Below are 21,328 nucleotides of genomic sequence, written 5' to 3'. Positions count from 1 at the left end.
AATCAGGCGGCGACGTCTTCGGCCGGCAGGAAGGGCGTGATCGCCGCCAGGGCGCGGGCGACGTAAGCATCCTTCTCGCCCACCGGCGCGACGTAGCGGATGACCTCCTCGGCCTCGGCCAGGCCCGCCAGCCGCGCGATCGTCCAGGCGGCCAGGTACTGCGAGGCCAGGCAGCCGCCGGCGGTGGCGACATTGCCGTGGGCCACGAACGGCGCGTCCAGCACCTGGACCCCGGCCTCGACCACCCAGGGCTTGGTCGTAAGATCGGTGCAGGCCGGCAGGTCGCCGACGAGGCCGAGCTTGGCCAGCAGCAGGGTCCCCGAGCATTGAGCGCCGATCAGCTGGCGTGAGGGATCCAGCTTCAGCCGCGACAGCAGGTCCGCATCGGCGGCGATCTCGCGGGTCTTCGAGCCGCTGCCGATCAGCACGGCGTCTGCCTCGGCGGCGAATTCGAGGGGCTGCTGGCGCTGCACGGTCACCCCGTTCAGCGAGGTGACCTCCGGCGTCGGCGCGGTGATGTAAGCCGCCCAACCCTTGGCCTTCATGCGGTTGAGGATCGCCGCGGCGATGAACGAGTCCAGCTCGTTGAACCCATCGAACGTCAGAACCGCGATCCGCACCGGAGCCTCCTCTTGCGTGAGGCTCAAGCGGTAACGGGCAATGATCCATGAAGCAAAAGGAGTATTGTCATCATGACAATACTCCTTTGCAGGTCGCCATGCGATTGGCATAGCCTTGCTCGTTCACCGGCGATCGAGAAGGACGACGATGCCGAAGGCCAAGAAGAAGCTGCTGCCCAAGGACTTCGACGCGCTGCTGAAGGCCGGCGATTTCGCCGCGCAGCAGGCGGTGTTCGAAACCTGCGAACTCGACGCCCGGGGCGGCTACGGCAAGCAGACCGCCCTGGGCTTCCACAGTTGCTCCGACGACCTGGCGCGCTGGCTGGTCGGCCAGGGCGCCGACATCGAGGCCAAGGACACCTACGGCCGCACGCCCCTGCACAACCGCGCCTCCAGCCTGTTCGGCAATGTCGAGACCCTGCTGGCGCTGGGCGCCGACGTGCACGTCCAGGACAACGACGGCGCCACGCCGCTGCACCACGCCGCCCAGTTCGCCAATCTCGACGCCGTGCGCCGGCTGCTCGAGCGCGGCGCGCGGGCCGACGTGCTCGACACCGCCGGGCTGACGCCCCTGGTCGCGGGCCTGCAGCGGTGCAGCAACGCCCAGATCGCGGCGATGGCGGGCGCGGCCGAGCTGCTGCTGGCGGCCGAGCCGCCGCGCAAGCAGGGCCTGGGCGATCTCTTCAAACGCTTCACGGGCAAGTCCGGCGACCGCACCGCCGTCACGCCGCGGATGCAGGCCTTCGTCCAGCGCATCGGCGAGAATTTCGAGTTCCACCGCCGGGGCTTCAATCCCGACTTTCTGGAAGAAACGAGCGCCGGGCTCGACCGGCTCTATGCGCTGTTCGAGGTTCCCCCCGTCCCGCGCCGGGTCATGCACGACGAGCGCGGGCCGATCGTCGCCAGATCGGCCCGCTGGCAGGACCAGCACCAGGAACTGTGGGAACTGCTGGTCCCCTCCCGCGGCGCGGCGTCCACCGTGCAGGGCGAGGTGATCCGCATCACGGGCAAGGTCGCCAACGAGATCGACGGCAATGGCGCCGTCAACTGGGACGCTGACTACCGCAAGATGCTGCGCGCCTTCCTGGCGCATATCGGTTCCGGCGAGCCTCTGCCCACCGCCGATCGCGACCGGGCCGCGCGGCTGGCCGCCGAGATCAAGAACGCCGAAGGCGCCGGCGCGGGCCTCTGCGAACTGGCCGTCCGCTGGGTCGCGCTCAACCCGACGCCCGCGCCCCTGCCGACGCCGGACTACACGCGGTGACGCCCGACTAGCTCTCGACCGTCTTCGGCAGGCCGGCGCGATAGACGAAGTTGTGCAGCCGCACCTCGCCCGGCCCCGCCGCGTAGATCCCGACCTTCAGGCTGATGAAGCCGCCGAACACGTTGTGGTGCAGGCCCGAGACCTCCATCCGCGTGCCGTGGCGAGTCCAGGTCGCGCCGTCGTCATAGGAATACCACCAGGTCACGACATGCTCGTCGTTGCGCACCTTCAGGCGCACGCTGCGGGCCTCGTGCTTGATCCGGGCCCAGGCCAGCTCCTCGGAATACTGGAAGGTCTTCAGCGCCGTCGGGGTGACGCCCAGGCCGACGAAGGCCTTGTGATTGTAGAACAGCAGGATCCCCGCCTCGGCCTCGCCGATCAGGTCGAGCGAGATCTCGGCCTCGTACGAACGGTCGCCGACGATGCAGGTCAGCGGTGCGCTGTCGATCGGCGAGGTTCCCGAGCCTTTCAGGCGCAGGGCCTTGGTCTCGAACGTGGTGCGCTCGCCTTCTCCCGGCTTGGGATCGTGGAACGCCCACTGCAGGCCGAAGCGATCGGCCGAGAAGTCGTCCGACAGGGAAAAGCCCGACGGCGCGGCCTTGCCGCCGCGCGGCTTCTTGATCGGCTTGGAGAGGTCGCCGCCCAGAGGCTTGAACCAGCCGTCGGCGGTCCATTCGATCGGCTCCAGCAGGGTCTGGCGGCCCAACGTGCGAAAGCCGTTCTCGTAGGCGTGATAGACCATCCACCAGTCGCCGGCCGGGCCTTCCACCAGGCTGGCGTGGCCGCGCGACCACCAGGGCTCGGCCTCGCTGCGGGTGCGCACCAGCGGATTGTGCGGGCAGTGCTCCCAGGGACCGTTCACCGAGCGCGAGCGGGCGGCGATGACCATGTGGCCGGTCACCGGCCCGGCCGTGCCGCCGACGGCGGTGATCAGGTAGAACCAGCCGTTGTGACGCAGCAGCTTGGGGCCTTCGGGCGCGAAGTTCTCGACGATCCAGTCATCGGGATAGCGCCAGGGGTCATAGGCCTTCTCCAACTGGCCGTCGGTGGCCAGGCCGTCGTCGGTCAGGCGGATCCTGCGCACGCCGTTGACGAACAGGTAGCGCTTGCCGTCCTCGCCCACGACGTGGCCGGGATCGATGCAGCCGCTGATCTTCAGATCGACCGGATCGCTCCACGGCCCCTCGATGCTGTCGGCCCAGATGGCGAAGATCGACCAGCCCTGCCCGGTCGGATCGGCCGGGATGTAGATGAAGTAGCGGCCGTCGTGCTTGACCAGGTCCACCGCCCAGATCGTGCCCAGCGGCTTGCGCAGCGCCGGGCCGACCGGGGTCCAGTTCACCAGATCCATCGACTTCCAGATCACCAGGCCCGGATAGGCCAGGAACGACGAAAACGTCATGTAGTAGACGTCGCCGTCCTTGAGGATCGTCGGATCCGGATGGTCGCCGGCGATGATCGGGTTCAGGTAGGTCCCGTCGCCCAGGTCGGCCGTGCGGCGACCGTCCGGACCCTTGCCCCAGGTCGGGACCGTAGCCTTGACGCTCGATTGGGCGACCGGCTTGGCCTCGGCGGCTTGCGCGGCCAGGGCGGGCGCGGCGGCGACGCCCGCCAGGAGGCCTTTGAACAGGGTGCGGCGCGGCAGGGCCATGGGGTCGCTCACGAAAATGATAGCGCTATCAAATTCCGTAGAGCGGCGCGGCCACGCCGTCCAGAGCGGTCACCCCTCGACGGTGATCTCCGGCCAGCGGGTCTTGGCCGAGCCGGTGGTGCGGGCCCAGCCCCCCGCCCCCTTCACCCGCAGCGGGTTGGGCCGCAGGCGCATGGAGAAGAGGTCGTCCAGGCCGAACGGCGCCCAGACGCGCAAGGCGTCATCCGCCTCCAGCCGCACGCCGACGCAGAAGGCGGTGGCCACGAACCGCTCCAGGGCCTCGGCGCTGGAGCGCAGGGCCGGATAGGGCTCGTCGGCGCCGAACTTCTTCTCGAACCAGAGATGGACCCGGGCCTGGTTGCGCACCTCGACCAGTTCGCGCAGCGGCGGCTCGAAGGCGGCGGCGACGCGCTGGATCACCACGTCCTCGGCCTCGTAGGAGGTGTCGCGATCGTCGTGATAGGCGACGTCGTAGTCCTTGATGCCGTAGTCCAGCGGCCGGCCGGTCAGGCTGTTGAACACCGGCTGGTAGACCGCGCCGGAGAAGATCATCCAGTCGGGCAAATCAAGGTCGCGGACGGTGCGCAGCACTTCCATCGTCGTCGGCGTGGCGCGGACGATCTCGATCAGGCGGGTTTCCAGGGTCTCAGGGGTCAAGGCCCACGCCTCCATCGTTCGTCACCAGCAGCCGGGAGGGCGGCGCGCAGAACCCCTGCGGGACGCCGTCCATCGGACGCTTGCCCTTGTAGATCTTGTAGACGCCGACCACCCGGCAGCCCTTCAGGCCGACGAAGACGCTTTCCTCGACCGCCAGAAAGCTGAACGGGATGTCGCGCTTGCCGATGTCGGGACAGACGGCGCGGACGGACTGGACGGCGTCGTGCGTGTTGTCGTCGGTGTAGAGCGTGCTCGCGTCGGGCGGCGACTTGATGCCGGGCGTGAACTCGCACACCGTGTCCGAGCCCGGAAAGTGTCGGGCCAACCGCTCACCCGGCGCGCCGGCGATCTCGATGCGGCTCACGCCGCCGTCCCGCACGCCGCCATGCGTGACGTAGACATAGGCCACGACGAGCACCGCCGCGGCGGCGATCCAGAAAAGCTTCGCGCCTTTCGGGCTCGACTTCATCCCCGCACCGGCCAGGCATGGTCGAGCGGACCGTGGCCCTTGCCGAGGCCCGGGGCGCGCAGCATGGCCTCGTGGACGTAGTTCCAGGCCCGGGCGACGGCCTGCGTCAGCGGCAGACCCTGAGACAGGCCGGTGGCGATGGCGCTGGCCAGGGTGCAGCCGGTGCCGTGGGTGTGGCGGGTGTCGATCCGCTCGCCCTCGAAGCTGGTCTCGCCCTGGCGGGTGATCAGCAGGTCCACGACCCGTTCGCCCGCCACATGACCGCCCTTCATCAGGACGGCGTGGGCGCCAAGTTCCAGCAGGGCCTCGCCGGCCCGGCGCTGGTCGTCGATGGTCTCGACCGGCAGGCCGGTCAGGGCCGAAGCCTCCGGCGCGTTGGGGGTCAGCAGCGTGGCGCGGGGGATCATCAGCGCCTTGACCGCGTCGATCGCCCGGTCGGCCAGCAGCGGAGCGCCGCCCTTGGCGATCATCACCGGATCGACGACGGCCGGCACGTGCGGGGCGCTGGCCAGGACGCGGGCCACGGTCTCGACCACGCCGACGTCGCCCAGCATGCCGGTCTTGAAGGCGTCGGCGCCGATGTCGTCGAGCACGGCGCGGGCCTGGGCTTCGATTACATCCAGCGGGATCGGATGCACCCCGGTGACGCCCAGGGTGTTCTGCACGGTGATGGCGGTGATCGCCGTGGCCGCGTAGCCGCCCAGGGCGGTGACGGTCTTGATATCGGCCTGGATCCCCGCCCCGCCGCCGGAATCGGATCCGGCCAGGATGAGGACGCGGCCCAGGAAGGGTCCGGCGGGAATGGCGGAATCGGGGGAAGGCGCTTGGGTCACGCGCCTGTCCTACCCCGCTTTCGAGATCAGTTGAACGGGGTCAGGCGACGCCGAAGGCGGCAGTCAGGCGGTCGAACTGGGCCTGGACGGGGCGCGGGGCCTCGTCGACGGCGGCGGCCTCGACATACATGCGGCGGTCCAGGTGGCGGACCCGCTCGTACAGGCGCTCGGAGCGCTGCAGCAGGTTCACCAGGCCGAAGGGCAGATCCTCGATCGCCGCGGCCTGCTCGCTGGTCTCGACGGCGAGGCGGTAGTTCTCGGCGCAGGCGGCCTCCGGGGCCATCTCGCCTTCCTTGACCGCGCGCTGCACCAGCAGCCACGAGGCTACCTGCATCAGACGCGTGGTCAGGCGCATGCTTTCGCTGGCGTAGGCCAGGGCGGCGTTGCGCGACAGGATCTTGCTGTCATGACGGCCGGCCCCGTCGAGATAGGCCGCGGTCTCCTCGACCAGCAGCATGCCCTCGTCGAAGGTGCGGTCGAACAGTTCGGAGCGCGCGAAGTCCTGGATGACTCCCGCCCGCCAGGGGGCCGTGGACGCGTTCGGATCGGTCATGTCTACTCAATGCCTCTAAGGCCGCGAGGACGTCTCGCTTGAGGAGGCGGACTGCAACCCCCGTGCCAAGTCTTAACGTCCCGTTTCGCGACCGCCCCGACTCACTGTGACCGACGGACGCGCCTTAAGGGTCCACGGGTAGCGTAAACCATTCGTTAGTCGAGGCGACCAAACAGCGCATCGGCCGCGGCGCGCCCGGCTTTCTTCTTGCTGAGCTGGGCTTTGGTGCGGGCGATTTCGGCTTCGAGAGCCTCGATCCGCTCTTCCAGTTCGATGACGCCGTAGGTCTCGAGATCCTCGTGCGCGGCGCTGTTCAGCGCATCGCCACGGAACGCGCGCGGCTCGACCGGCTCTTCCATCATCGGCCATCCTCCCTTTCCGATCGGCCATCAGACGCCTACCTAGGGCGCGACGCAAGCGCGACGGAGCCGCCAGCATGTCCCAGACCATGACCGCGATCGAGATCGAAGGCGGCAAGGGGGCGGCCGACGCCCTGCGCCCGGCGGAAGTTCAGCGCCCTATGCCGGGCCCCGGCGAGATCCTGATCCGGGTGCGCGCGGCGGGCGTCAATCGTCCGGACCTGTTGCAGCGCCTGGGGTTCTATCCGCCGCCGCCCGGCGCGCCGACGACGCTGGGCCTGGAGGTCGCCGGCGAGGTCGAGGTCGCCGCCGGACGCTGGAAGGTCGGCGACAAGGTCTGCGCGCTGCTGGGCGGCGGGGGCTATGCGCAATACGCCGTGGTCGACGCCCGCCAGGCCCTGCCCGTGCCCGAAGGCTTTGATTTCGTTCACGCCGCGGCCCTGCCCGAAACCGTCTTCACCGTCTTCGCCAATGTGTTCGAACACGGCGCGCTAAAGCCTGGCGAGACCATTTTGATTCATGGTGGGACGTCCGGGATCGGGACAACGGCGATCGCCATGGCCAAGGCGGCCGGCGCGATCGTCATCGCCACCGGTCGCGGGGCCGACAAGAAGGCCAAGGCGCTCGAACTCGGCGCCGACCTGGCGGTCGACGCGAAAACCGAGGACTTCGCCGAGATCGCCAAGGCCGCCGGCGGGGTCGACGTGGTGCTCGACATGGTCGGGGCCGCCTATTTCGACAAGAACCTCGACGCCCTGAAGACCGGCGGCCGCATCGTCTACATCGCCGCCCTGGCCGGCGGTACGCTGGAGGTCCCCGTGATGAAGGTGATGCAGAAACGCGCCGTGATCACCGGCTCGACCCTGCGCCCCCGTCCCGCCGACGAGAAGGCCCGCCTGGCCGCCGAGGTCGAGCGGGTGGTTTGGCCATGGATCGCGGCCGGCAAGCTAAAGCCCATCGTCGACGCGACCTTCCCCCTGGCCGAGGCGGCCAAGGCCCATGCGCACCTGGAGGCGGGCGAGCACGTGGGCAAGGTGGTGCTGACCACCTGACCCTTCTCCCCTTGCGGGAGAAGGTGGCGGCCGAAGGCCGACGGATGAGGGGTCTCTCAAACTTGAGACGCATCACCCGGCCTGACCGCCGCACGCAGCGTTGGGTTCTGAGAGACCCCTCACCCGACCCTGCTCCGCAGGGCCACCCTCTCCCGCAAGGGGAGAGGGATCAGGCACTGCCCCCCCGCTAGTTCGGCGGCGGCGGCGCGGTGCGGGGCACGCGTTTGACCAGGCGCACCGTGTCGACCAGCTGGAGGCGCCCGCCCGGCAGCTCCTTCATCTTCAGATCGGCGCTGTTGAGGTTGATGGTCTTGTAATAGGCGCCTTCGCGCGGCGCGGCGATGCAGGCCCGGTCGCCATTGCAGCCGACGACGATGGTGATGCGCGGGAACATGCCGCGCTCGTCCTTGCGCACCGCGATTTCCAGGTTGCCCTCGGTGAAGTCCACGACGTCGGGCCGCAGGACGGCGAAGGTGTCGCCGCCGTAGTCCTCGATGTTGGCGCCGTCCAGCTGCACCGTCGCGTTGATCGTCCAGAACTGCGAGCGGGAGCGGTCGATGCGGTCGTTCAGGTCGACGATGAAGGGCGCGGCGACGGCGAACAGGATCAGGTAGGCGGCGAACGCGCCGCCGGCGTTGAAGGTTATGCCCGCCAGGACCCCCGTCGCCCGCACGGGCGACTTGGGAAACAGCCGGTAGATCAGAATGCTCGGCAGCAGAGGCAGCAGAAACCACATGCAAAGAGCGACAATCGAGAGTATCACGACCACGACATGCACTCCGATCGGGCTGGAGATGGAATCATGGGATGCAAAGCCAAATCCCTGATCGCACTTTGCGCCACAACCATCCTTTTGACCACCCCGGTCAATTCCATGGCGGACAGCAACACACAATCTTGCGGCGCCGAGTTTTTCAACACGTCGAACCAGTTCCTGTACTATTTCGATCGCGGAAAATTCGATGACGCCTTCCGCTTCGTTCGATCCGAATATCGGCCGATGCGTAACCTGTCAGAATTCAAAAAGTACTTTTCCGACCGCCGCAAGAAAGTAGGCGGAAACCCCATCTATGTTGAATACAGCGAAAACGCGCTGAAGTATAAAAAATCAACTGCAGAGAGATTGAAGAACAATTTTCAACGGAAAGTCACAAAAAGCTCGCTCTATAGACTCAATGGCCGCGCAACCTGCGCCATCACCTACGAAGTCGAATACCCAACCGCTTTCGCCAGCGAATACATATACATAACCAAGGCCGGCGACACGCTGAAGGTGTTGCGCTTCGACGACGGAGCCTGGTGAGGGCGCCCCGCCCTCGCCCTCAGTTCCAGGCGCCGGCCTTCAGGGCCTTTTCGAAGGTGGCGGCGTAGCCGGCGATCTGGGCGGCCTTGTCGTTGCCGTTGATGACGTAGCGCGCCAGGCCGTAGGCCTTCTGGGTGGCCGAGCCGGCGGCCTTGTCGATGTAGCGGCCCAGGCCCTTGGCCGTGAACCAGCCCTCCTCCATGCCCAGCGCCATGATCGCGGCGGCGAGATCCGGACGCTTGGCCAGCGTCGGCTGCTGGTCGATCGGCTCGTCCAGCTCCTTGGCGGCGCGGACATAGTTGTTCTTCCAGGTCAGCTGCACGTAGCCCCGGCCGTGATAGCGCACGCCGTCGCCGGGCGCGGTGTTGCCGTTGGCCTTGGCGCGCTTGGGATTGATGCCCTCGACGTCGTAGAGCCGGCGGAAATAGGCGTCGCCGCCCTGCTCGTCGATCGGCTGCATGGTCTGGGCGGTCTCGTGATAGGCGGTGGCCAGGCCATAGGCCGTCCAGGCCGCGCCCCAGCCGTGGGCGCCGAGCGCGGTGAGGACGGCGTTGCAGCCGGCCACCTCCGTCTGACTCAGGGTCGGCCCCAGCATCTTGGAGCCGCGGATGGAATCGAAGAAAGCGTCACTGTCCTTCAGAGCCATGGCGCGCCTCCCGCTTTCGCCTTTTCGGCGAGGTTAGCAGAATGCACGCATCGCGATCAATGCGGCGCGTGACAGCCTTGTCGCGAGCCGCATCGATCCCCGTTCCCTTTCCGGGAGAACCGGATTATAGCTCTCGTTGAACAACCCCGCCCGGCCGAAAGGTCGGGCGCCGTCATTTCTGGAGGACCGCATGTCCGACATTCTGATGCCCAAGGCGACCGCCGTCTGGCTCGTGGACAACACCTCGCTGAGCTTCGAGCAGATCGCCGACTTCTGCGGCCTGCACCCGCTGGAAGTTCGCGGCATCGCCGACGGCGAAGTGGCGCGCGACATCCGCGGCGCCGATCCGATCGGCAACGGCCAGCTGACCCGTGAAGAGCTCGACAAGGCCCAGCGCGCCCCGCAGTACCGCATGAAGGCCCAGGTGAGCCGTCACGCCGAGCTGCTGAAGCCGCAGAAGAAGGCCCCGCGCTACACCCCGGTGTCGCGTCGCCAGGACCGTCCGGACGCCATCGCCTGGTTCATCCGCCACCACCCGGAAGTGACCGACGCCCAGATCTCGAAGATCCTCGGCACGACCAAGGCCACCATCGAGCAGGTGCGCAACCGCACCCACTGGAACGCGGCCAACATCAAGCCGGTCGATCCGGTGACCCTGGGCCTGGTCGGCCAGCTGGAACTCGACGCCCTCGTCAAGAAGGCGGCCGAGAAGAAGGCCAAGGACGACGCCAAGAAGGGCATCGTCGCCGAGGACCCGACCCTGCGTCCGGCGGCCGAAACGGCCTATATCTCCGAGGAAGAGCAGGAAGAGCGCGACATCCGCGCCGCCCGCGCCGAACCGAAGGCCGAGGACGTGTTCGGCTCGTTCAAGGGCAATGTCGACGACGAAGACGACGAGGACTGATCCCCCTCCCCGTCCGAGAGGACGGGGAAAACCGGACAGCAAAAAGGCCCATCCGACGCTCGGATGGGCCTTTTCCTTGCCTAAAGGCTAATGGAGCCGGGCTCGAAGTCCCTCTATCTCCTCCTTGAGCCTGAGCTTCTGCCGCTTCAGCTCTCGAAGCCTGGTGGCGTCGCTACCCGGTCGACTGGTCTCCTCCTGGATCGTGCGGTCGAGGTTCTCGTGACGGGACCCCAGCTCGCGGATACGGGATTCGATGGCCATGGGCTCGGCCTCCTTTTGGGCTGTTGACCGAGGGAGTGAACACCCGCTGGTCCGGACTGTCAGATCACATATGATTGCAATCGGCGGCGCTTGACGTGGCGACGCTTCCTCCCGTGACGGACGAAAATTCACCATGACGGACGCCGCCGCCCCTCCCCCGAAGCCGCGCCTGGTGATCGGAATCTCCGGCGCGTCGGGAGCGCTCTACGGCCTGCGCGCCCTGGCCGCCTGCCGCGACCTGGGGGTCGAGAGCCACCTCGTGATGAGCAAGTCGGCGGCCCTGACCCTGGCCCAGGAGACCGGTCTTTCGGTCGCCGAGGCCGCCGAGACGGCCGACGTCGTGCACCGGATCGGCGACGTCGGGGCCTCGATCGCCTCGGGCTCCTACCGCACCCTGGGCATGATCGTCGCGCCCTGCTCGGTGCGGACGATGAGCGAGATCGCCACCGGCGTAACCTCCTCCCTGCTGACCCGCGCCGCCGACGTGACCCTGAAGGAGCGCCGGCCGCTGGTGCTGATGGTGCGCGAGAGCCCGCTGCACCTGGGCCACCTGCGCACCCTGACGCGCCTTGCCGAAATGGGCGCGGTGATCGCCCCGCCGGTGCCGGCCTTCTATGCGAAACCCGTCTCGATCGAGGAGATGGTCGACCAGTCGGTGGGCCGGGCGCTCGACCTCTTCGGCCTGACCTGGGGGCCGGTGAAGCGCTGGGGCGAGGACCTTCCGCCGATCGGATCTACCGTCAACGAAACGGACGAAAATTAACGGCCATGCGGTTCTGGGACTGGGCGCTTTCCGTCTATGCGCGACAGCCTGTCGCAGTCGCCTGCCTGCACCTGCAGGACGCGCACGGCCAGAACGTGCCGTTCCTGCTGTGGGCGGCCTGGACGGCGCTGGAGGGACGGCCCGCCGACCTGGCGCGCGCCGCGGCCCTGGCCCGCGCCTGGGACGCCGAGATCGGCGCGCCCCTGCGCGGCGTGCGCCGGGCGCTGAAGCCTTCGCGTCCCGACGTGGCCGATCCGGCCCGGGAAGCCTTCCGCGACCAGGTCAAGGCGGCCGAGCTGACCGGCGAGAAGCTGCTGATGGAGAGCCTGGAGGCGATCTGCGGCCCGGTGGGCGCCACGGCCGACGTCTACGGCGCCCTGCTGGCGGCGGCCCGGGCCTCCGGCGAGCCGCCGCAGGACGCGGCTTTGGCGCGGTTGGCAGATGCTTTGGCCTGAAATGGCAGCTCGGCGCGCTCCAGCCTTTACCGCCCGTCAGGCTTTGCTATCTATCACCGCCTTCGGACCAGTGCTCAGAGTGGGGGAACGTCCATGAACGATGACGATCCTTCGGAAGAAACCTCCATCGCCATCGAGCGCCGCCTGGCGATCCTGCGGGAGGAGCACCAGGACCTGTCGGACGCCGTCGCGGCCCTGGAAGAACGCCCCCAGCCCGACATGCTGCAGATCGCCCGCCTCAAGCGCCGCAAGCTGGCCCTGAAGGACGAGATCGTCCGCCTGGAAGACCAGGTGACGCCGGACATCATCGCTTAAGCGCTGCGCGCACCCCCTCAGTCGCTCCGCGACAGCTCCCCCAGAGGGGGAGAATCTGAGGCCGTAGATCCTCCCCCTCTGGGGGAGGTGGCCCGGAGGGCCGGAGGGGGTCTCCCCCGCCCTACTCCAGATCCCCGGGCCCGAACGCCTCGGGCAGCAGGCTCCAGAACGGCGTGCGCTTCGTGGCCGCTCCGCCCTGCACCGAGACGATCTCGCAGGTCTTGGCCGCGAACTCGCCGATGCGCTGGCGGCAGGCGCCGCAGGGCTGGACGACGGCGTCGGAGCCGGCGGCGATGTAGACGCGTTCGATGCGGCGGCCGCCGGCCGTGACCATGGCCCCGATCGCCGTCTGCTCGGCGCAGGTGCCCGACGGATAGGCGGCGTTCTCGACATTGACGCCGAAATGCACCCCGCCCAGGTCGTCGATGACGGCGCTGGCGACGGTGAAGTTCGAATAGCGGGCGTAGGACCGCTCAAGATAGGCCGGCAGCGCGGCGGCGATGGCCGCTTCGTCGGAAGCCTGGATTTCAGAAAAAGATTTCGCGGCGCTCATGCCATCCCTCGGATCCCGGCAGGATCGCGCCGGGAACCGAGGCAATCAGTCGCGGCCCGCTTATGCAAGCGCAAAGAGGCGGGCTGCGGTCAGGTTTCGCCGGGCGCCAGGGCGACGATCGACAGGGCGTGCACGGGACCCGCCATCTCCTCGGCCAGGGCCTGGAAAATCAGCCGCTGACGGGCCACGCGGCCCTTGCCCACGAAGGCCTCGGCCTCGATCGTCAGGTTGAAGTGGCTCTCGCCGCCCTCGCGGTGGCCGGCATGGCCCTGGTGGCGGGCGCTGTCGTCCACGACCTCCAGCCGGGTGGGCGAAAAAGCGGTGGTCAACTTGGCTTCGATGGCGTCTGAGACGGCGCCCATGGTGATCTCCGGCATGTCAATCCTTGAACGGAAATAGCCTGGGCTTACTCTAAGCGCCATGAGCCGTGCGTTCGAATACCGCCCCAAGTTTTTCGACATCCGCGTCCGCCCGCCCAAGCCGGGCGAGGAGGAGGGTCCGCGCGCCGACGACGTCAACCGGCTGAAGCCGGGTCAGCGTCGGTGCGAGCATGCCGACTGCCTGCGTCCGGCCGAGGCCAAGGCGCCCAAGAGCCGCGACCTGCCGGGCCAGTACTACCATTTCTGTCAGCCGCACGCGGCCGAGTACAACAAGAACTGGAACTTCTACGCCGGCATGAACGAGGGCCAGATCCGCGCCGAGCAGGAGCGTGAGAAGGTCACCGGCGGCCGGCCGACCTGGAGCATGAAAGCCGACGCCGGCTCGCGCGAGGCCGCCGCCGCCGCCGCCCGCGACGCCCGCAACATGGCCGACCCGTTCGGCCTGTTCCGCGCCCAGCAGCGAAAGGCCGAATCGGCCGCCGCCGGCCGCGCCGTCGGCAAGCTGGAGCGCCAGGCCCTGGCCGACATGGATCTGGACGTCGACGCCGACGCCGCGGCCATCCGCGCCCGCTACAAGGACCTGCTCAAGCGCTGCCACCCCGACATGAACGGCGGCGACCGCAGCGCCGAGCACAAGCTCCAGCGGGTGATCAAGGCCTACAAGACCCTGCAGAAGTCCGGGATGGCGAAGTAGCGACGACTCAGGGCGCGAGGCGGCGGTAGCCCTTCTCGCTCCAGCCTTCGTAGAAGTCGCCCGGCTCGCCCTCCTCGGTCGCGATGGCGTCCAGCGGCTCGCGCGTGCCGTCCGGGTAGACCAGCGACCAGCCGCCGTCCGTCGCGCGCGCCAGGACCACCTCGACGCGGCGGGCCTCGCCGATCGGTCCGACGAGGCAGCTCATGCGCAGGCGAGTCGCCGACAGCCAGGCTACCGGCCGGCAGGACACGCCCTTCGAGGCCGTGGGAACCAGGTCCGCGCCGTCGGCCCGATAGACGGTCACGCCGCCGCCGTCGTCGCTCTCATTGCCGAACACCAGCCAGGCGCCGTCGGGCGAGCCTGAAGGGGTTCCGACGTCCGCGACGCGAGGGCGACCGTCGGCGCCGATCAGCAGCGACAGGAGCTCGCCCTCCCCGTGGGTGAAGGTGAGATGGGGCAGCCGTTCGCCGCCGATGGCCACGACGCCCGCCATGCGCCAGCGCGCGCACTGGTCGAAGCCGTCGCAGAAGCCGCTGTCGGAGAAGCTGGCCACGTCACCGCGGGGGCCGCGCATGAACAGGACATCGCCCTCGCGGCGGGCCAGATCGGGGAAACGGGCCAGGACCTTGGCCTCTTCGGGACGCCCCTGGTCGAGATTCTCGCGCAACAGCCGGGCGTAGGCGCGATCGTCTTCGGCTTGAGACACCGTGACGTCCGGCGAGGCGGCGGCGGAGCGGGCGGCTTCGGCGCGGTCGCGGCGGAGCGTCAGTCCGCCGGCGACGGCGAGGGTGGCCGCCATGACGGCGGCCGTGACGATCCAGGGAAAGGCGCGCTTGAAGGCCATGGCCGAGCTTTAGGCCCGGCCGGCCAGTCGCGCGAGTCTCAAAGCGGACTCGCGCTTAAATTCAGCGGATGCGGATGCGGATCGGCACGTCGATGAACGAACCGGCGCGGCTCTTGCCGTCCGGACCCAGCAGGTCGACCTGGATCTGCGAGGCCATCTGCAGGGCGGCGTCGCCGACGCCCAGATCGTTGGGGCTCTCGGCCTGGACGCTGCAAGCCGTCAGGCCGCCGTTGTTCTTGACCATGCAGCTGAGCAGGGCCACCGCTTCGCGCGGTTGCGCCACCTGGACGACACGGGCCTGCGGCTCGGCCGAGGCGGACGGAGCGGCGGCGGTCACGGCGGCGGCGAGAACGAACGAAGCGATCACTGTATCATCCCTATTATCTTGCGGAGGGCCCTGGGGGTTTCCCGGGAGCCTCCGGTGTCATTTTGGGTCAGGCGGCGTTCGCCTGCTTGAGCCGTTGCAACCCCTGGGCCGCCAGGTCGGTCAGCGACCGCAGGCCAAGCTCGGCGAAGACGTCGAACGCGACCGCAAGAGCGGTGGCCGCCCGATCGAGGCGACCGTCGTCGCGGCCGGTGATCTCGACCCGGGCTTCATAGAGACGGGCCAGGTTCATCTGGGCCACGGCCCAGCCGGCCGGATCGCGCGCGCCCGGATGGGCGGAAAGCTCGGCCTTGAAGGCCATCTCGGCGGCGTCGAGCACGGCCAGGTCCGCCGTCAGCTCGGCGCAGCGGGCGAGACTCAGGGCGCGGTTGTTGGCGACGGCGGCGCGCAGGGACAGGGCCGGCTGCACCTTCACGATGTGGGTGGCGCGGTCGTAGCAGGTGACGGCCTGCTCGAAGCAGCGGTCCGAGGTGGTGGCCTCGCCCATCATCTGCAGGGTCTCGCCCAGGCCGGCCTGGGCGCGGGCCCAGTCCAGCGGGCTGTGGCCGGGATCAAGCGGCTCGAGCGCCTGGGTGGCGGCCTCGACGCCGTCGGCGATGAGCGACAGTTCGCCGTCGAAATCGCCCAGTCGGGTCAGGGCCTCGGCGCGCAGCAGTTCCAGGCGCGACCAGGTCAGGGGTTCGAAATCGGGATCGAGGGCGGCGACGGCGACGCGGGCCTCGGCCAGGGCGACCTCGACCAGCGAGCGGTCCTTCAGGCGGACGGCGCAGGCCAGCAGCAGGTCGATGCGGGCGGCGCGCTGGTCGGCCAGTTGCAGGCGACCGCCGCCGGCCTTGGCGCCGCGATCGCTCGCCAGCACGTCCAGCGGGGCTTCGAAGGCCTGGGCGCAGGCCAGGGCGCGGTCGATATCGTTGTCGGACAGCGCCATGCGGCCGTCGACGGCGGCCATCAGGGCCGAGGCCAGGGGCGCGTGCGGGCCGTGGGCCGACTTGGCCAGGGAAAGCGTGGCGCCGGCGGCCGCGTGCAGGCCCTCGTCGCCAAACAGTTCGGCGCCCAGCATGGCCAGCACCGCCTGCTCGCAGCGGGCGGCGGCGGTCAGCTCGGGCTTGCGCTCGGTCTCGCCCAGCCGGGCGGCGGCCTCGGCCTGGGCCGCGCCTTTACGTAAAGCAGCGGCGTCGCCGGTGCGGCGGGCCACTTCGCGCCAGACCACGGCGGCTTCCAGCAGGCGCACCGCGCGGTCCTTGCAGCCGATGCGGCCGGCGGCCACGTCGGCGGCGCGGGCCTCGTTGGTCAGCAGGCGCAGGTCCATCAGTTCCAGCAGCGCGGTGTCGCCGCCGGTCAGCCCTTCGCGATGGGCGGCGGCATGGGACACGCGGCCCTGGCCGTCGACGCCCAGCAAACGCTTCAGGTCCCGTCCAACGAATTCGAACATCGCTCGCGCACTCCGCACCCGGATCGTCCCACCTCGGCACGCCCGAGATGGATTTAACGCGATATCAGCAAAACCGGAGCCAACGCTCTTAACAAGGGGTTAACAGGTGTGAATCTGCCGTTAACCACGAATATTTAGATCACATTAACTTTGATCGCCACGACGGCCTGGAAATCTGGGTTTTTGACCCATTCTGGCACGCTTTTTGCTTGATCGATCCACAACCAGCGGGCAGTGCGGTTGCACGAATTATAACTTTGTTCACCGAAGTGAAAATGACGTTAACCCTAAGATTTAGGACCTTGTTTACACTTTGTTCAGGGTCGTTACCGCGTGGAGTGGCGAATTCCGACGCAAGGCGCTAGGAAACCGCCATGACCAGCCCCTCCGTGACCCTCTGGACCGCCGCCCTCTGCAAGCAGGATCCCGGCTATGGCGGCTGGACGTTCGTCCGCCGGCAGGATGGCGAGTCGGGCGCGGCGGCGATCAAGGGCGCGGCCGGCGGCGAGCGCCGCACCAGCCTGGCGAAGATGAGTCTCACGGCGCTGATCGAGGCGCTGACCAGCCTGTCGGACCTGCCGGCCGATGCGGCCGTGACCCTGCGCTTCGCCGATCCCGCTCTGGCCGGCGAGCTGGTGGCCAGCGACGGCGCCTATGCGGCAGCCGAACCCGAAGCCTGGGCCGCCGCCCGCGCCCTGGTCGCCGCCCGGCCGGTGCTGAACCTCGTCCCGCTGGCGGCCAGCGCCCCGGCGAGCGGATTCCTCACGGCCTGGGCCGAGTTCGGTCTGGACACGTCCAAGAGCCGCGGCAGCTTCAAGGCCGCGATCCCCAAGCCGAACTTGCTGAAGTTTCCCGCCTAATTCCTTCTCCCCTTGCGGGAGAAGGTGGCGGCCGAAGGCCGACGGATGAGGGGTCTCTCAAACATGAGACACCTCACCCAGCCTGACCGCTGCACCCGGTTTTGATTTCTGAGAGACCCCTCACCCGACCTCCCTCCGGGAGGCCACCCTCTCCCGCAAGGGGAGAGGGATCAGGCGCTGAGCCCTTTCACCACCAGCGTCGCGGTCGCCGCATTACACGCGAACGGGATGTCGGCGAGCGTCGCCAGGCGGATCAGGGCCTTGACGTCGACGTCGTGCGGCTGGGGCGACAGCGGGTCGACGAAGAACACCAGAATGTCGAGCCGGCCCTCGGCGATCATCGCGCCCAACTGCTGGTCGCCGCCCAGGGGACCGCTCTTGAGGCGGGTCAGCTGCAGCTGCGGCAGGGCCTGCAGGATGCGGCCGCCGGTGGTGCCGGTGCCGTAGAGCACGTGCTTTTCCAGGAACGCCGCGTGGGCCAGGGCCCAGTCGACCAGCTCGGCCTTCTTGTCGTCGTGGGCCACGAGGCCGATGGCGAACTGGCGGGTCATGCGGGACGGCTCCGGTTGAAGGCGTCCCTCCTATAGCGGCTGTCGCGGCGACCGCCAGCCACCCCCTCCCCTCGGCGGGCCACTTCCCTTTTCACGCGCAATACCGCTAGGATACATATTGAAACGATATCTCAAATAATGAGATCGCGTGCAGCGCGCGGTCCACGGGAGCAGACGCCATGACCCTCGACCGTCGCGCCTTCGCCGCCGGCCTGACCGCCCTGCCGCTGCTGTCGGCCGCGCCTGCCGCTTTCGCTTCGCAGCCCGGCGCCCGCCCCGGCCCGTTCCTGCTGGGCGCCGACATCACCTGGATTCCGCAGGACGAGGCCGACGGCGCGACCTTCTACGCCAATGGCCAGAAGCGCGACATCCTGGCGATCCTGGGCGACGCCGGCTTCAACGCCATCAAGATCCGCATCTTCGTCAATCCCGAGAACGGCTACTCCAAGGGCCGCCAGACCGATCCCTGGGCGGGCCTTGGCCAGACGGTAGCGATGGCCAGGCGGATCAAGGCCGCCGGCATGCACCTGACGATCAGCTTCCACTACAGCGACAACTGGGCCGATCCGCAGAAGCAGGTGAAACCCGCCGCCTGGACCGACCTGCCGTTCGACGCGCTGGCCAAGGCCGTCGGCGACCACACCCGCACGGTGCTGAGCGCCCTGACCAAGGCCGGCGCCAGGCCCGACATGGTGGTGATCGGCAACGAGATCACCTTCGGCATGCTGTGGCCCGACGGCCGCGTGCCCCTGCCCGTCCCGACCGGCAACCCGGCCACCGACGCGGTGCACCTGAACGTTCCCGACGCCGGCGGTTTCGACAAGCTGGCCAAACTGCTCAGCGCGGGCCTGGACGCCTCGCGCGAGACGGTTCCGGGCGTCAAGACCAGCCTGCACAACCATCTGGGCCGGCACTGGACCATCGTCAGCCACTGGACCGACAGCCTTCTGGCGCGCGGCGTGCGCTTCGACGCCGTCGGCTTCTCCTGCTACCAGCAGGCCGCCGAGGGCGATTGGACCAACACCTTCACCCGGTTCGGCGAGCGCTACCGCGACCACGGCTTCTACGTGGCCGAATATTCCAGCCGGAAGCGCTACGTGAACGATCTCGTCTTCGACGCGCCTGGCCAGCGCGGCTGGGGCACGTTCATCTGGGAGCCGACCCGGCACCAGGAGGCGATCTTCGACCAGGACGGCCACAACGCCGGCGAGGGCCCGCGCCCCAACCTGCTGTCGCAGGGCATCAACGCCGCCGAGGCCCCCGGCGCGCAGATCGCCGGCGCCCCGCCCTCGCCGCCCGAAAAGACCGAGCACGGCGGCCGCTACGACGCCAACGCCTTCATGGAACTCTACCGGCAGATGGCGCGGGACTACGGCGTGAAGAAGGCCTGACGGCGATCGCTTGACCCGAGAGAGTTTTACGAGCGTAATCCGTAAGAGACGCTCTCGGGGGGATGTCGTGAAGCACGTACGGGCGGCCTTGCTGATCCTCGGCCTGGCCTGGGCCGGTCCGGCCCTGGCGACGAGCTATTACGAGCCGCAGCCGCCGAGCCTGGCCCAGCTGCGCAGCCCCGCCGGCGTCGCCGAGTATCGAAACGCCGCCGCCGTGGCCCTGGTGCGTCCGGCGCCCGCCTGGACGCCGCCCTGCCTGCTGGTGCGCCTGGCCGCCTGGCTGCGCGGCGACGCCCCGGGCTGGCTGGACGGCGACGTCTGCACCGCCTTCGAGCGCAGCCGACGCTACCACCTCGACCTGGTCGAAACCTTCAAGGGCCAGCCGCAAACGCGCTTCCCGGCTCTGCTGGGCGGCGCCTATCCGGTGGATCCGACCTTCCTGCACAGCCGACGCCTGGACCTTTGGAAAGCCGTCTGGGGCCAGGACCACCGCAGGGCCCAGCGTCGTCATGCCGGCTTCCTGTTCCTGCACCGCGGAAGCCTCGCCGACCGGCGAACGGACATCGAAGGCCCCATGGAGCGCCCGCGCTATGCCGACGGCGCCGAACCGCCGATGCTCGACCCCGGGCTCGACTACCTGGTCTTTCTCGACGGCGAGCGGCGCATCACGCACTGGGAGCCGGTGGTGCGCGGGCAGGCCGACCAGGACCTGCTGGTCCGGCGGCTGCGCCGGCTGCGAAGCGGCCAGGGCGAGGACCAGGTGCGCCTGACGGCCGCGCCGGCCGACGTCTTCGCCCGCTTTTCGGACGCGGCCGTCTACGAGGTCTCGCCCGTCGCCGTCGGATCGACCCTGGCCTGCCGCCCGCGCATGGTGGGCGACCACAAGATCGCGTCCATGGACCGTTCCCTCGACGTCTTCGGCTCGGAAATGCTGGGTCCGGTCCTGCCCTGCCTTCCGGGCCAGCCGCCCAGGCGCTATCTGGCGCTGAAGGCCGTGCCCAGCGACTGGTCGCCGTTCGGCTGGAGCGAGCGCGGCGCGGACGCCCGCCTGCTGCCGATCATCGACGGCAAGGTGCGCCCCGGCGACCTCGTCACCCAGCTGCGCCTGGCGCCGGATGATCCGATCCCGGTCGAGCAGGTGCTGGCCTGGATCGGCACGGGCATCGGCGAAACGGACCGCTGGCTGGGCCGGCGCGACGAAGACCCGCCGCTGAAGGTCACTGGCCCCAGTTGATGACGAAGGTCGTCCGGCGGGAAAAGCGCAGATGATTGCTGCGGGCGATGGCGGCGGCGGTCGCCTCCTTCGACGTCGGAGAGCCGCTGGGTCGGCAGCCGTGCAGCCGATTGTCCGCCGCAAGCGCGCAGTTCAGCAACACCGACTCCGACGGACCGGGCGGCAGGGCGGCCGCCTCGCCGACCGGCTCCAGTTCGTAGTCCTCCAGATCGTAGCCGAACGGCCGCCGGCTCTTGCCCTCGGGCATGATGAGGACATGCACCCTGCCCGACATCGGCGGCAGGATGGACGCGTAGGCCCGTTCGGCCAGCGCCGCGCCGGCCGCGCCGTAGCCGTCGCTGGACGGCGCCTCGGACAGCGCGCGGCAATGGGTCAGGCGGCCCTTGCCCTTCAGTGGAACCTCGCAGGACACCCGGGCCATGCCGATCGGCTCGGCCAGCGGGGGCCGGGCGGCCTCGATGGTCGCGCGCGGCGGCGGCGTCACCGAGGTCCTCGCCGGCTGGGCGCCGCCGTCCGGAACGAGGAATTCGAGATAGAAGTAGACGACATCGCCCGGCGGGGCCGGCGAGCGCAGGCGCGCCACCCGAGAAGCCTTCAACAGAGCGTCGGCGAACCCGTAGTCGGTGGGCGCTTCGCCGACGACGGCGCACTCGCCCACCACGCCGGCCTCATGGACCGCGCAGCGCAGCCGCGCCCAGCCTTCGACCGACGTACGCTGCGCCCGATCAGGATAGTAGCGGCCTTCGGGCACGAAGACCTCGGCGTCCGTGGAAAGCCGCTCGGCCAGAGCCGGCGATGCGACGACGACGGCCAGCGCCGCCAGACCCAGACACCAGAACCGCATCGCCCCTCCGCGAACGCCCGCAAAGGGCGAGCATGGAGCGAAATCTCTACCACGA

28 protein-coding genes are annotated in these 21,328 nt (G+C 69.0%); 11 read left to right on the top strand and 17 right to left on the bottom strand.

Going from position 1 to position 21,328, the window contains the following annotated elements:
* Positions 1–2: 2 nt before the first annotated feature.
* Entirely contained in the window at positions 3–620 is a 618-nt protein-coding gene (locus AC07NG_RS04400) for a DJ-1/PfpI family protein (protein WP_494592436.1), read from the bottom strand.
* 148 nt (positions 621–768) lie between these two features.
* Here AC07NG_RS04400 and AC07NG_RS04395 point away from each other — a divergent pair, with 148 nt between their 5' ends.
* On the top strand, positions 769–1,884 hold the full coding sequence (locus AC07NG_RS04395; RefSeq protein ID WP_494592434.1) for an ankyrin repeat domain-containing protein: 1,116 nt from the start codon (positions 769–771) through the stop codon (positions 1,882–1,884).
* Between the two features lie 7 nt (positions 1,885–1,891).
* Here AC07NG_RS04395 and AC07NG_RS04390 read toward each other — a convergent pair whose 3' ends face one another.
* From AC07NG_RS04390 to AC07NG_RS04365, 6 genes are all read right to left on the bottom strand, one after another.
* A complete protein-coding gene (locus AC07NG_RS04390) occupies positions 1,892–3,535 on the bottom strand; it encodes a family 43 glycosylhydrolase (protein ID WP_494592701.1) in 1,644 nt (547 codons plus the stop codon).
* A 69-nt stretch (positions 3,536–3,604) separates the two neighbouring features.
* Positions 3,605–4,132, bottom strand: a complete 528-nt coding sequence (locus AC07NG_RS04385; protein ID WP_494592700.1) for a nucleotidyltransferase family protein — start codon at positions 4,130–4,132, stop codon at positions 3,605–3,607.
* Between the two features lie 49 nt (positions 4,133–4,181).
* Positions 4,182–4,661, bottom strand: coding sequence for a hypothetical protein (locus AC07NG_RS04380; RefSeq protein ID WP_494592432.1), 480 nt, complete (start codon positions 4,659–4,661; stop codon positions 4,182–4,184).
* The gene (gene thiD / locus AC07NG_RS04375; protein ID WP_494592699.1) at positions 4,658–5,446 is read right to left on the bottom strand and encodes a bifunctional hydroxymethylpyrimidine kinase/phosphomethylpyrimidine kinase; all 789 of its coding nucleotides are present in this window, start codon (positions 5,444–5,446) and stop codon (positions 4,658–4,660) included. The genes AC07NG_RS04380 and thiD overlap by 4 nt, the downstream gene beginning before the upstream one ends.
* 88 nt (positions 5,447–5,534) lie before the next feature.
* Positions 5,535–6,047 carry a protease adaptor protein RcdA gene (rcdA, locus tag AC07NG_RS04370; RefSeq protein ID WP_487289119.1) on the bottom strand — a complete coding sequence of 171 codons (513 nt, stop codon included), beginning with the start codon at positions 6,045–6,047 and terminating at the stop codon, positions 5,535–5,537.
* 155 nt (positions 6,048–6,202) lie between these two features.
* Positions 6,203–6,409 (bottom strand): DUF1192 domain-containing protein, encoded by a 207-nt coding sequence (locus AC07NG_RS04365; protein WP_487289117.1) that lies wholly within the window; start codon positions 6,407–6,409, stop codon positions 6,203–6,205.
* Between the two features lie 74 nt (positions 6,410–6,483).
* On the opposite strand from AC07NG_RS04365, the gene AC07NG_RS04360 reads away from it, so the two are divergent.
* Positions 6,484–7,458: an NAD(P)H-quinone oxidoreductase gene (locus AC07NG_RS04360; RefSeq protein ID WP_494592430.1), complete on the top strand. Its 975-nt coding sequence runs from the start codon at positions 6,484–6,486 to the stop codon at positions 7,456–7,458.
* Positions 7,459–7,645: 187 nt separating this feature from the next.
* Here AC07NG_RS04360 and AC07NG_RS04355 read toward each other — a convergent pair whose 3' ends face one another.
* Positions 7,646–8,194, bottom strand: coding sequence for a hypothetical protein (locus AC07NG_RS04355; RefSeq protein WP_494592427.1), 549 nt, complete (start codon positions 8,192–8,194; stop codon positions 7,646–7,648).
* 66 nt (positions 8,195–8,260) lie between these two features.
* Between AC07NG_RS04355 and AC07NG_RS04350 the strand changes: the two genes are divergently transcribed.
* Positions 8,261–8,761, top strand: coding sequence for a hypothetical protein (locus AC07NG_RS04350; protein ID WP_494592425.1), 501 nt, complete (start codon positions 8,261–8,263; stop codon positions 8,759–8,761).
* A 19-nt stretch (positions 8,762–8,780) separates the two neighbouring features.
* On the opposite strand, the gene AC07NG_RS04345 is transcribed toward AC07NG_RS04350, so the two are convergent.
* Positions 8,781–9,407 carry a hypothetical protein gene (locus AC07NG_RS04345; protein WP_487289112.1) on the bottom strand — a complete coding sequence of 209 codons (627 nt, stop codon included), beginning with the start codon at positions 9,405–9,407 and terminating at the stop codon, positions 8,781–8,783.
* A gap of 190 nt (positions 9,408–9,597) precedes the next feature.
* Between AC07NG_RS04345 and AC07NG_RS04340 the strand changes: the two genes are divergently transcribed.
* Positions 9,598–10,311: a DUF1013 domain-containing protein gene (locus AC07NG_RS04340; protein ID WP_110117943.1), complete on the top strand. Its 714-nt coding sequence runs from the start codon at positions 9,598–9,600 to the stop codon at positions 10,309–10,311.
* An 87-nt stretch (positions 10,312–10,398) separates the two neighbouring features.
* Here the strand turns inward: AC07NG_RS04340 and AC07NG_RS04335 are convergent, their stop codons facing one another.
* The gene (locus tag AC07NG_RS04335; RefSeq protein WP_110117944.1) at positions 10,399–10,572 is read right to left on the bottom strand and encodes a YdcH family protein; all 174 of its coding nucleotides are present in this window, start codon (positions 10,570–10,572) and stop codon (positions 10,399–10,401) included.
* Between the two features lie 133 nt (positions 10,573–10,705).
* On the opposite strand from AC07NG_RS04335, the gene AC07NG_RS04330 reads away from it, so the two are divergent.
* From AC07NG_RS04330 to AC07NG_RS04320, 3 genes are all read left to right on the top strand, one after another.
* Entirely contained in the window at positions 10,706–11,335 is a 630-nt protein-coding gene (locus tag AC07NG_RS04330) for a UbiX family flavin prenyltransferase (RefSeq protein ID WP_110117945.1), read from the top strand.
* A 5-nt stretch (positions 11,336–11,340) separates the two neighbouring features.
* Complete coding sequence (locus AC07NG_RS04325) at positions 11,341–11,790, top strand: TIGR02444 family protein (protein ID WP_494592422.1); 450 nt, start codon at positions 11,341–11,343, stop codon at positions 11,788–11,790.
* A gap of 93 nt (positions 11,791–11,883) precedes the next feature.
* Complete coding sequence (locus tag AC07NG_RS04320) at positions 11,884–12,105, top strand: YdcH family protein (RefSeq protein ID WP_110133432.1); 222 nt, start codon at positions 11,884–11,886, stop codon at positions 12,103–12,105.
* A gap of 121 nt (positions 12,106–12,226) precedes the next feature.
* Here AC07NG_RS04320 and cdd read toward each other — a convergent pair whose 3' ends face one another.
* Together cdd and AC07NG_RS04310 are read right to left on the bottom strand one after the other, a co-directional pair.
* Complete coding sequence (gene cdd / locus AC07NG_RS04315) at positions 12,227–12,658, bottom strand: cytidine deaminase (RefSeq protein WP_494592420.1); 432 nt, start codon at positions 12,656–12,658, stop codon at positions 12,227–12,229.
* Positions 12,659–12,747: 89 nt separating this feature from the next.
* Positions 12,748–13,020 carry a BolA family protein gene (locus tag AC07NG_RS04310; RefSeq protein WP_492856494.1) on the bottom strand — a complete coding sequence of 91 codons (273 nt, stop codon included), beginning with the start codon at positions 13,018–13,020 and terminating at the stop codon, positions 12,748–12,750.
* Between the two features lie 58 nt (positions 13,021–13,078).
* Here AC07NG_RS04310 and AC07NG_RS04305 point away from each other — a divergent pair, with 58 nt between their 5' ends.
* Positions 13,079–13,732, top strand: a complete 654-nt coding sequence (locus AC07NG_RS04305; protein ID WP_487289103.1) for a J domain-containing protein — start codon at positions 13,079–13,081, stop codon at positions 13,730–13,732.
* 7 nt (positions 13,733–13,739) lie between these two features.
* Here AC07NG_RS04305 and AC07NG_RS04300 read toward each other — a convergent pair whose 3' ends face one another.
* The 3 genes from AC07NG_RS04300 to AC07NG_RS04290 all read right to left on the bottom strand — a co-directional run bounded on the left by AC07NG_RS04300 (position 13,740) and on the right by AC07NG_RS04290 (position 16,393).
* On the bottom strand, positions 13,740–14,576 hold the full coding sequence (locus tag AC07NG_RS04300; protein WP_494592418.1) for a hypothetical protein: 837 nt from the start codon (positions 14,574–14,576) through the stop codon (positions 13,740–13,742).
* Positions 14,577–14,637: 61 nt separating this feature from the next.
* The gene (locus AC07NG_RS04295) at positions 14,638–14,943 is read right to left on the bottom strand and encodes a hypothetical protein (RefSeq protein ID WP_110121324.1); all 306 of its coding nucleotides are present in this window, start codon (positions 14,941–14,943) and stop codon (positions 14,638–14,640) included.
* 67 nt (positions 14,944–15,010) lie between these two features.
* Positions 15,011–16,393 carry a hypothetical protein gene (locus AC07NG_RS04290; RefSeq protein ID WP_494592416.1) on the bottom strand — a complete coding sequence of 461 codons (1,383 nt, stop codon included), beginning with the start codon at positions 16,391–16,393 and terminating at the stop codon, positions 15,011–15,013.
* A gap of 374 nt (positions 16,394–16,767) precedes the next feature.
* On the opposite strand from AC07NG_RS04290, the gene AC07NG_RS04285 reads away from it, so the two are divergent.
* On the top strand, positions 16,768–17,253 hold the full coding sequence (locus tag AC07NG_RS04285; RefSeq protein WP_494592414.1) for a ribonuclease H family protein: 486 nt from the start codon (positions 16,768–16,770) through the stop codon (positions 17,251–17,253).
* A 170-nt stretch (positions 17,254–17,423) separates the two neighbouring features.
* Here the strand turns inward: AC07NG_RS04285 and AC07NG_RS04280 are convergent, their stop codons facing one another.
* Positions 17,424–17,804, bottom strand: coding sequence for a methylglyoxal synthase (locus AC07NG_RS04280; protein WP_494592411.1), 381 nt, complete (start codon positions 17,802–17,804; stop codon positions 17,424–17,426).
* A gap of 179 nt (positions 17,805–17,983) precedes the next feature.
* On the opposite strand from AC07NG_RS04280, the gene AC07NG_RS04275 reads away from it, so the two are divergent.
* Both AC07NG_RS04275 and AC07NG_RS04270 read left to right on the top strand, forming a co-directional pair.
* Complete coding sequence (locus AC07NG_RS04275; protein ID WP_494592409.1) at positions 17,984–19,195, top strand: glycosyl hydrolase 53 family protein; 1,212 nt, start codon at positions 17,984–17,986, stop codon at positions 19,193–19,195.
* Between the two features lie 67 nt (positions 19,196–19,262).
* Positions 19,263–20,429, top strand: coding sequence for a hypothetical protein (locus tag AC07NG_RS04270; protein ID WP_494592407.1), 1,167 nt, complete (start codon positions 19,263–19,265; stop codon positions 20,427–20,429).
* Here AC07NG_RS04270 and AC07NG_RS04265 read toward each other — a convergent pair.
* Positions 20,413–21,273 carry a TonB family protein gene (locus AC07NG_RS04265; protein WP_494592405.1) on the bottom strand — a complete coding sequence of 287 codons (861 nt, stop codon included), beginning with the start codon at positions 21,271–21,273 and terminating at the stop codon, positions 20,413–20,415. The genes AC07NG_RS04270 and AC07NG_RS04265 overlap by 17 nt on opposite strands.
* Positions 21,274–21,328 lie beyond the last annotated feature (55 nt).

Source organism: Caulobacter sp. GW821-FHT10C03 (assembly GCF_059415485.1).
Note: the sequence above shows the minus strand (reverse complement) of the source record. Positions and strands in the feature narration are given on the sequence as shown.

Coding starts and splice junctions, on each gene's coding strand:
- AC07NG_RS04395 (WP_494592434.1), top strand. CDS start 769: ATGCCGAAGGCCAAGAAGAAGCTGCTGCCCAAGGACTTCGACGCGCTG.
- AC07NG_RS04390 (WP_494592701.1), bottom strand. CDS start 3,535: ATGGCCCTGCCGCGCCGCACCCTGTTCAAAGGCCTCCTGGCGGGCGTC.
- AC07NG_RS04385 (WP_494592700.1), bottom strand. CDS start 4,132: ATGGAAGTGCTGCGCACCGTCCGCGACCTTGATTTGCCCGACTGGATG.
- AC07NG_RS04380 (WP_494592432.1), bottom strand. CDS start 4,661: ATGAAGTCGAGCCCGAAAGGCGCGAAGCTTTTCTGGATCGCCGCCGCG.
- rcdA (WP_487289119.1), bottom strand. CDS start 6,047: ATGACCGATCCGAACGCGTCCACGGCCCCCTGGCGGGCGGGAGTCATC.
- AC07NG_RS04365 (WP_487289117.1), bottom strand. CDS start 6,409: ATGATGGAAGAGCCGGTCGAGCCGCGCGCGTTCCGTGGCGATGCGCTG.
- AC07NG_RS04360 (WP_494592430.1), top strand. CDS start 6,484: ATGTCCCAGACCATGACCGCGATCGAGATCGAAGGCGGCAAGGGGGCG.
- AC07NG_RS04355 (WP_494592427.1), bottom strand. CDS start 8,194: ATGTGGTTTCTGCTGCCTCTGCTGCCGAGCATTCTGATCTACCGGCTG.
- AC07NG_RS04350 (WP_494592425.1), top strand. CDS start 8,261: ATGGGATGCAAAGCCAAATCCCTGATCGCACTTTGCGCCACAACCATC.
- AC07NG_RS04345 (WP_487289112.1), bottom strand. CDS start 9,407: ATGGCTCTGAAGGACAGTGACGCTTTCTTCGATTCCATCCGCGGCTCC.
- AC07NG_RS04340 (WP_110117943.1), top strand. CDS start 9,598: ATGTCCGACATTCTGATGCCCAAGGCGACCGCCGTCTGGCTCGTGGAC.
- AC07NG_RS04335 (WP_110117944.1), bottom strand. CDS start 10,572: ATGGCCATCGAATCCCGTATCCGCGAGCTGGGGTCCCGTCACGAGAAC.
- AC07NG_RS04330 (WP_110117945.1), top strand. CDS start 10,706: ATGACGGACGCCGCCGCCCCTCCCCCGAAGCCGCGCCTGGTGATCGGA.
- AC07NG_RS04325 (WP_494592422.1), top strand. CDS start 11,341: ATGCGGTTCTGGGACTGGGCGCTTTCCGTCTATGCGCGACAGCCTGTC.
- AC07NG_RS04320 (WP_110133432.1), top strand. CDS start 11,884: ATGAACGATGACGATCCTTCGGAAGAAACCTCCATCGCCATCGAGCGC.
- cdd (WP_494592420.1), bottom strand. CDS start 12,658: ATGAGCGCCGCGAAATCTTTTTCTGAAATCCAGGCTTCCGACGAAGCG.
- AC07NG_RS04310 (WP_492856494.1), bottom strand. CDS start 13,020: ATGGGCGCCGTCTCAGACGCCATCGAAGCCAAGTTGACCACCGCTTTT.
- AC07NG_RS04305 (WP_487289103.1), top strand. CDS start 13,079: ATGAGCCGTGCGTTCGAATACCGCCCCAAGTTTTTCGACATCCGCGTC.
- AC07NG_RS04300 (WP_494592418.1), bottom strand. CDS start 14,576: ATGGCCTTCAAGCGCGCCTTTCCCTGGATCGTCACGGCCGCCGTCATG.
- AC07NG_RS04290 (WP_494592416.1), bottom strand. CDS start 16,393: ATGTTCGAATTCGTTGGACGGGACCTGAAGCGTTTGCTGGGCGTCGAC.
- AC07NG_RS04285 (WP_494592414.1), top strand. CDS start 16,768: ATGACCAGCCCCTCCGTGACCCTCTGGACCGCCGCCCTCTGCAAGCAG.
- AC07NG_RS04280 (WP_494592411.1), bottom strand. CDS start 17,804: ATGACCCGCCAGTTCGCCATCGGCCTCGTGGCCCACGACGACAAGAAG.
- AC07NG_RS04275 (WP_494592409.1), top strand. CDS start 17,984: ATGACCCTCGACCGTCGCGCCTTCGCCGCCGGCCTGACCGCCCTGCCG.
- AC07NG_RS04265 (WP_494592405.1), bottom strand. CDS start 21,273: ATGCGGTTCTGGTGTCTGGGTCTGGCGGCGCTGGCCGTCGTCGTCGCA.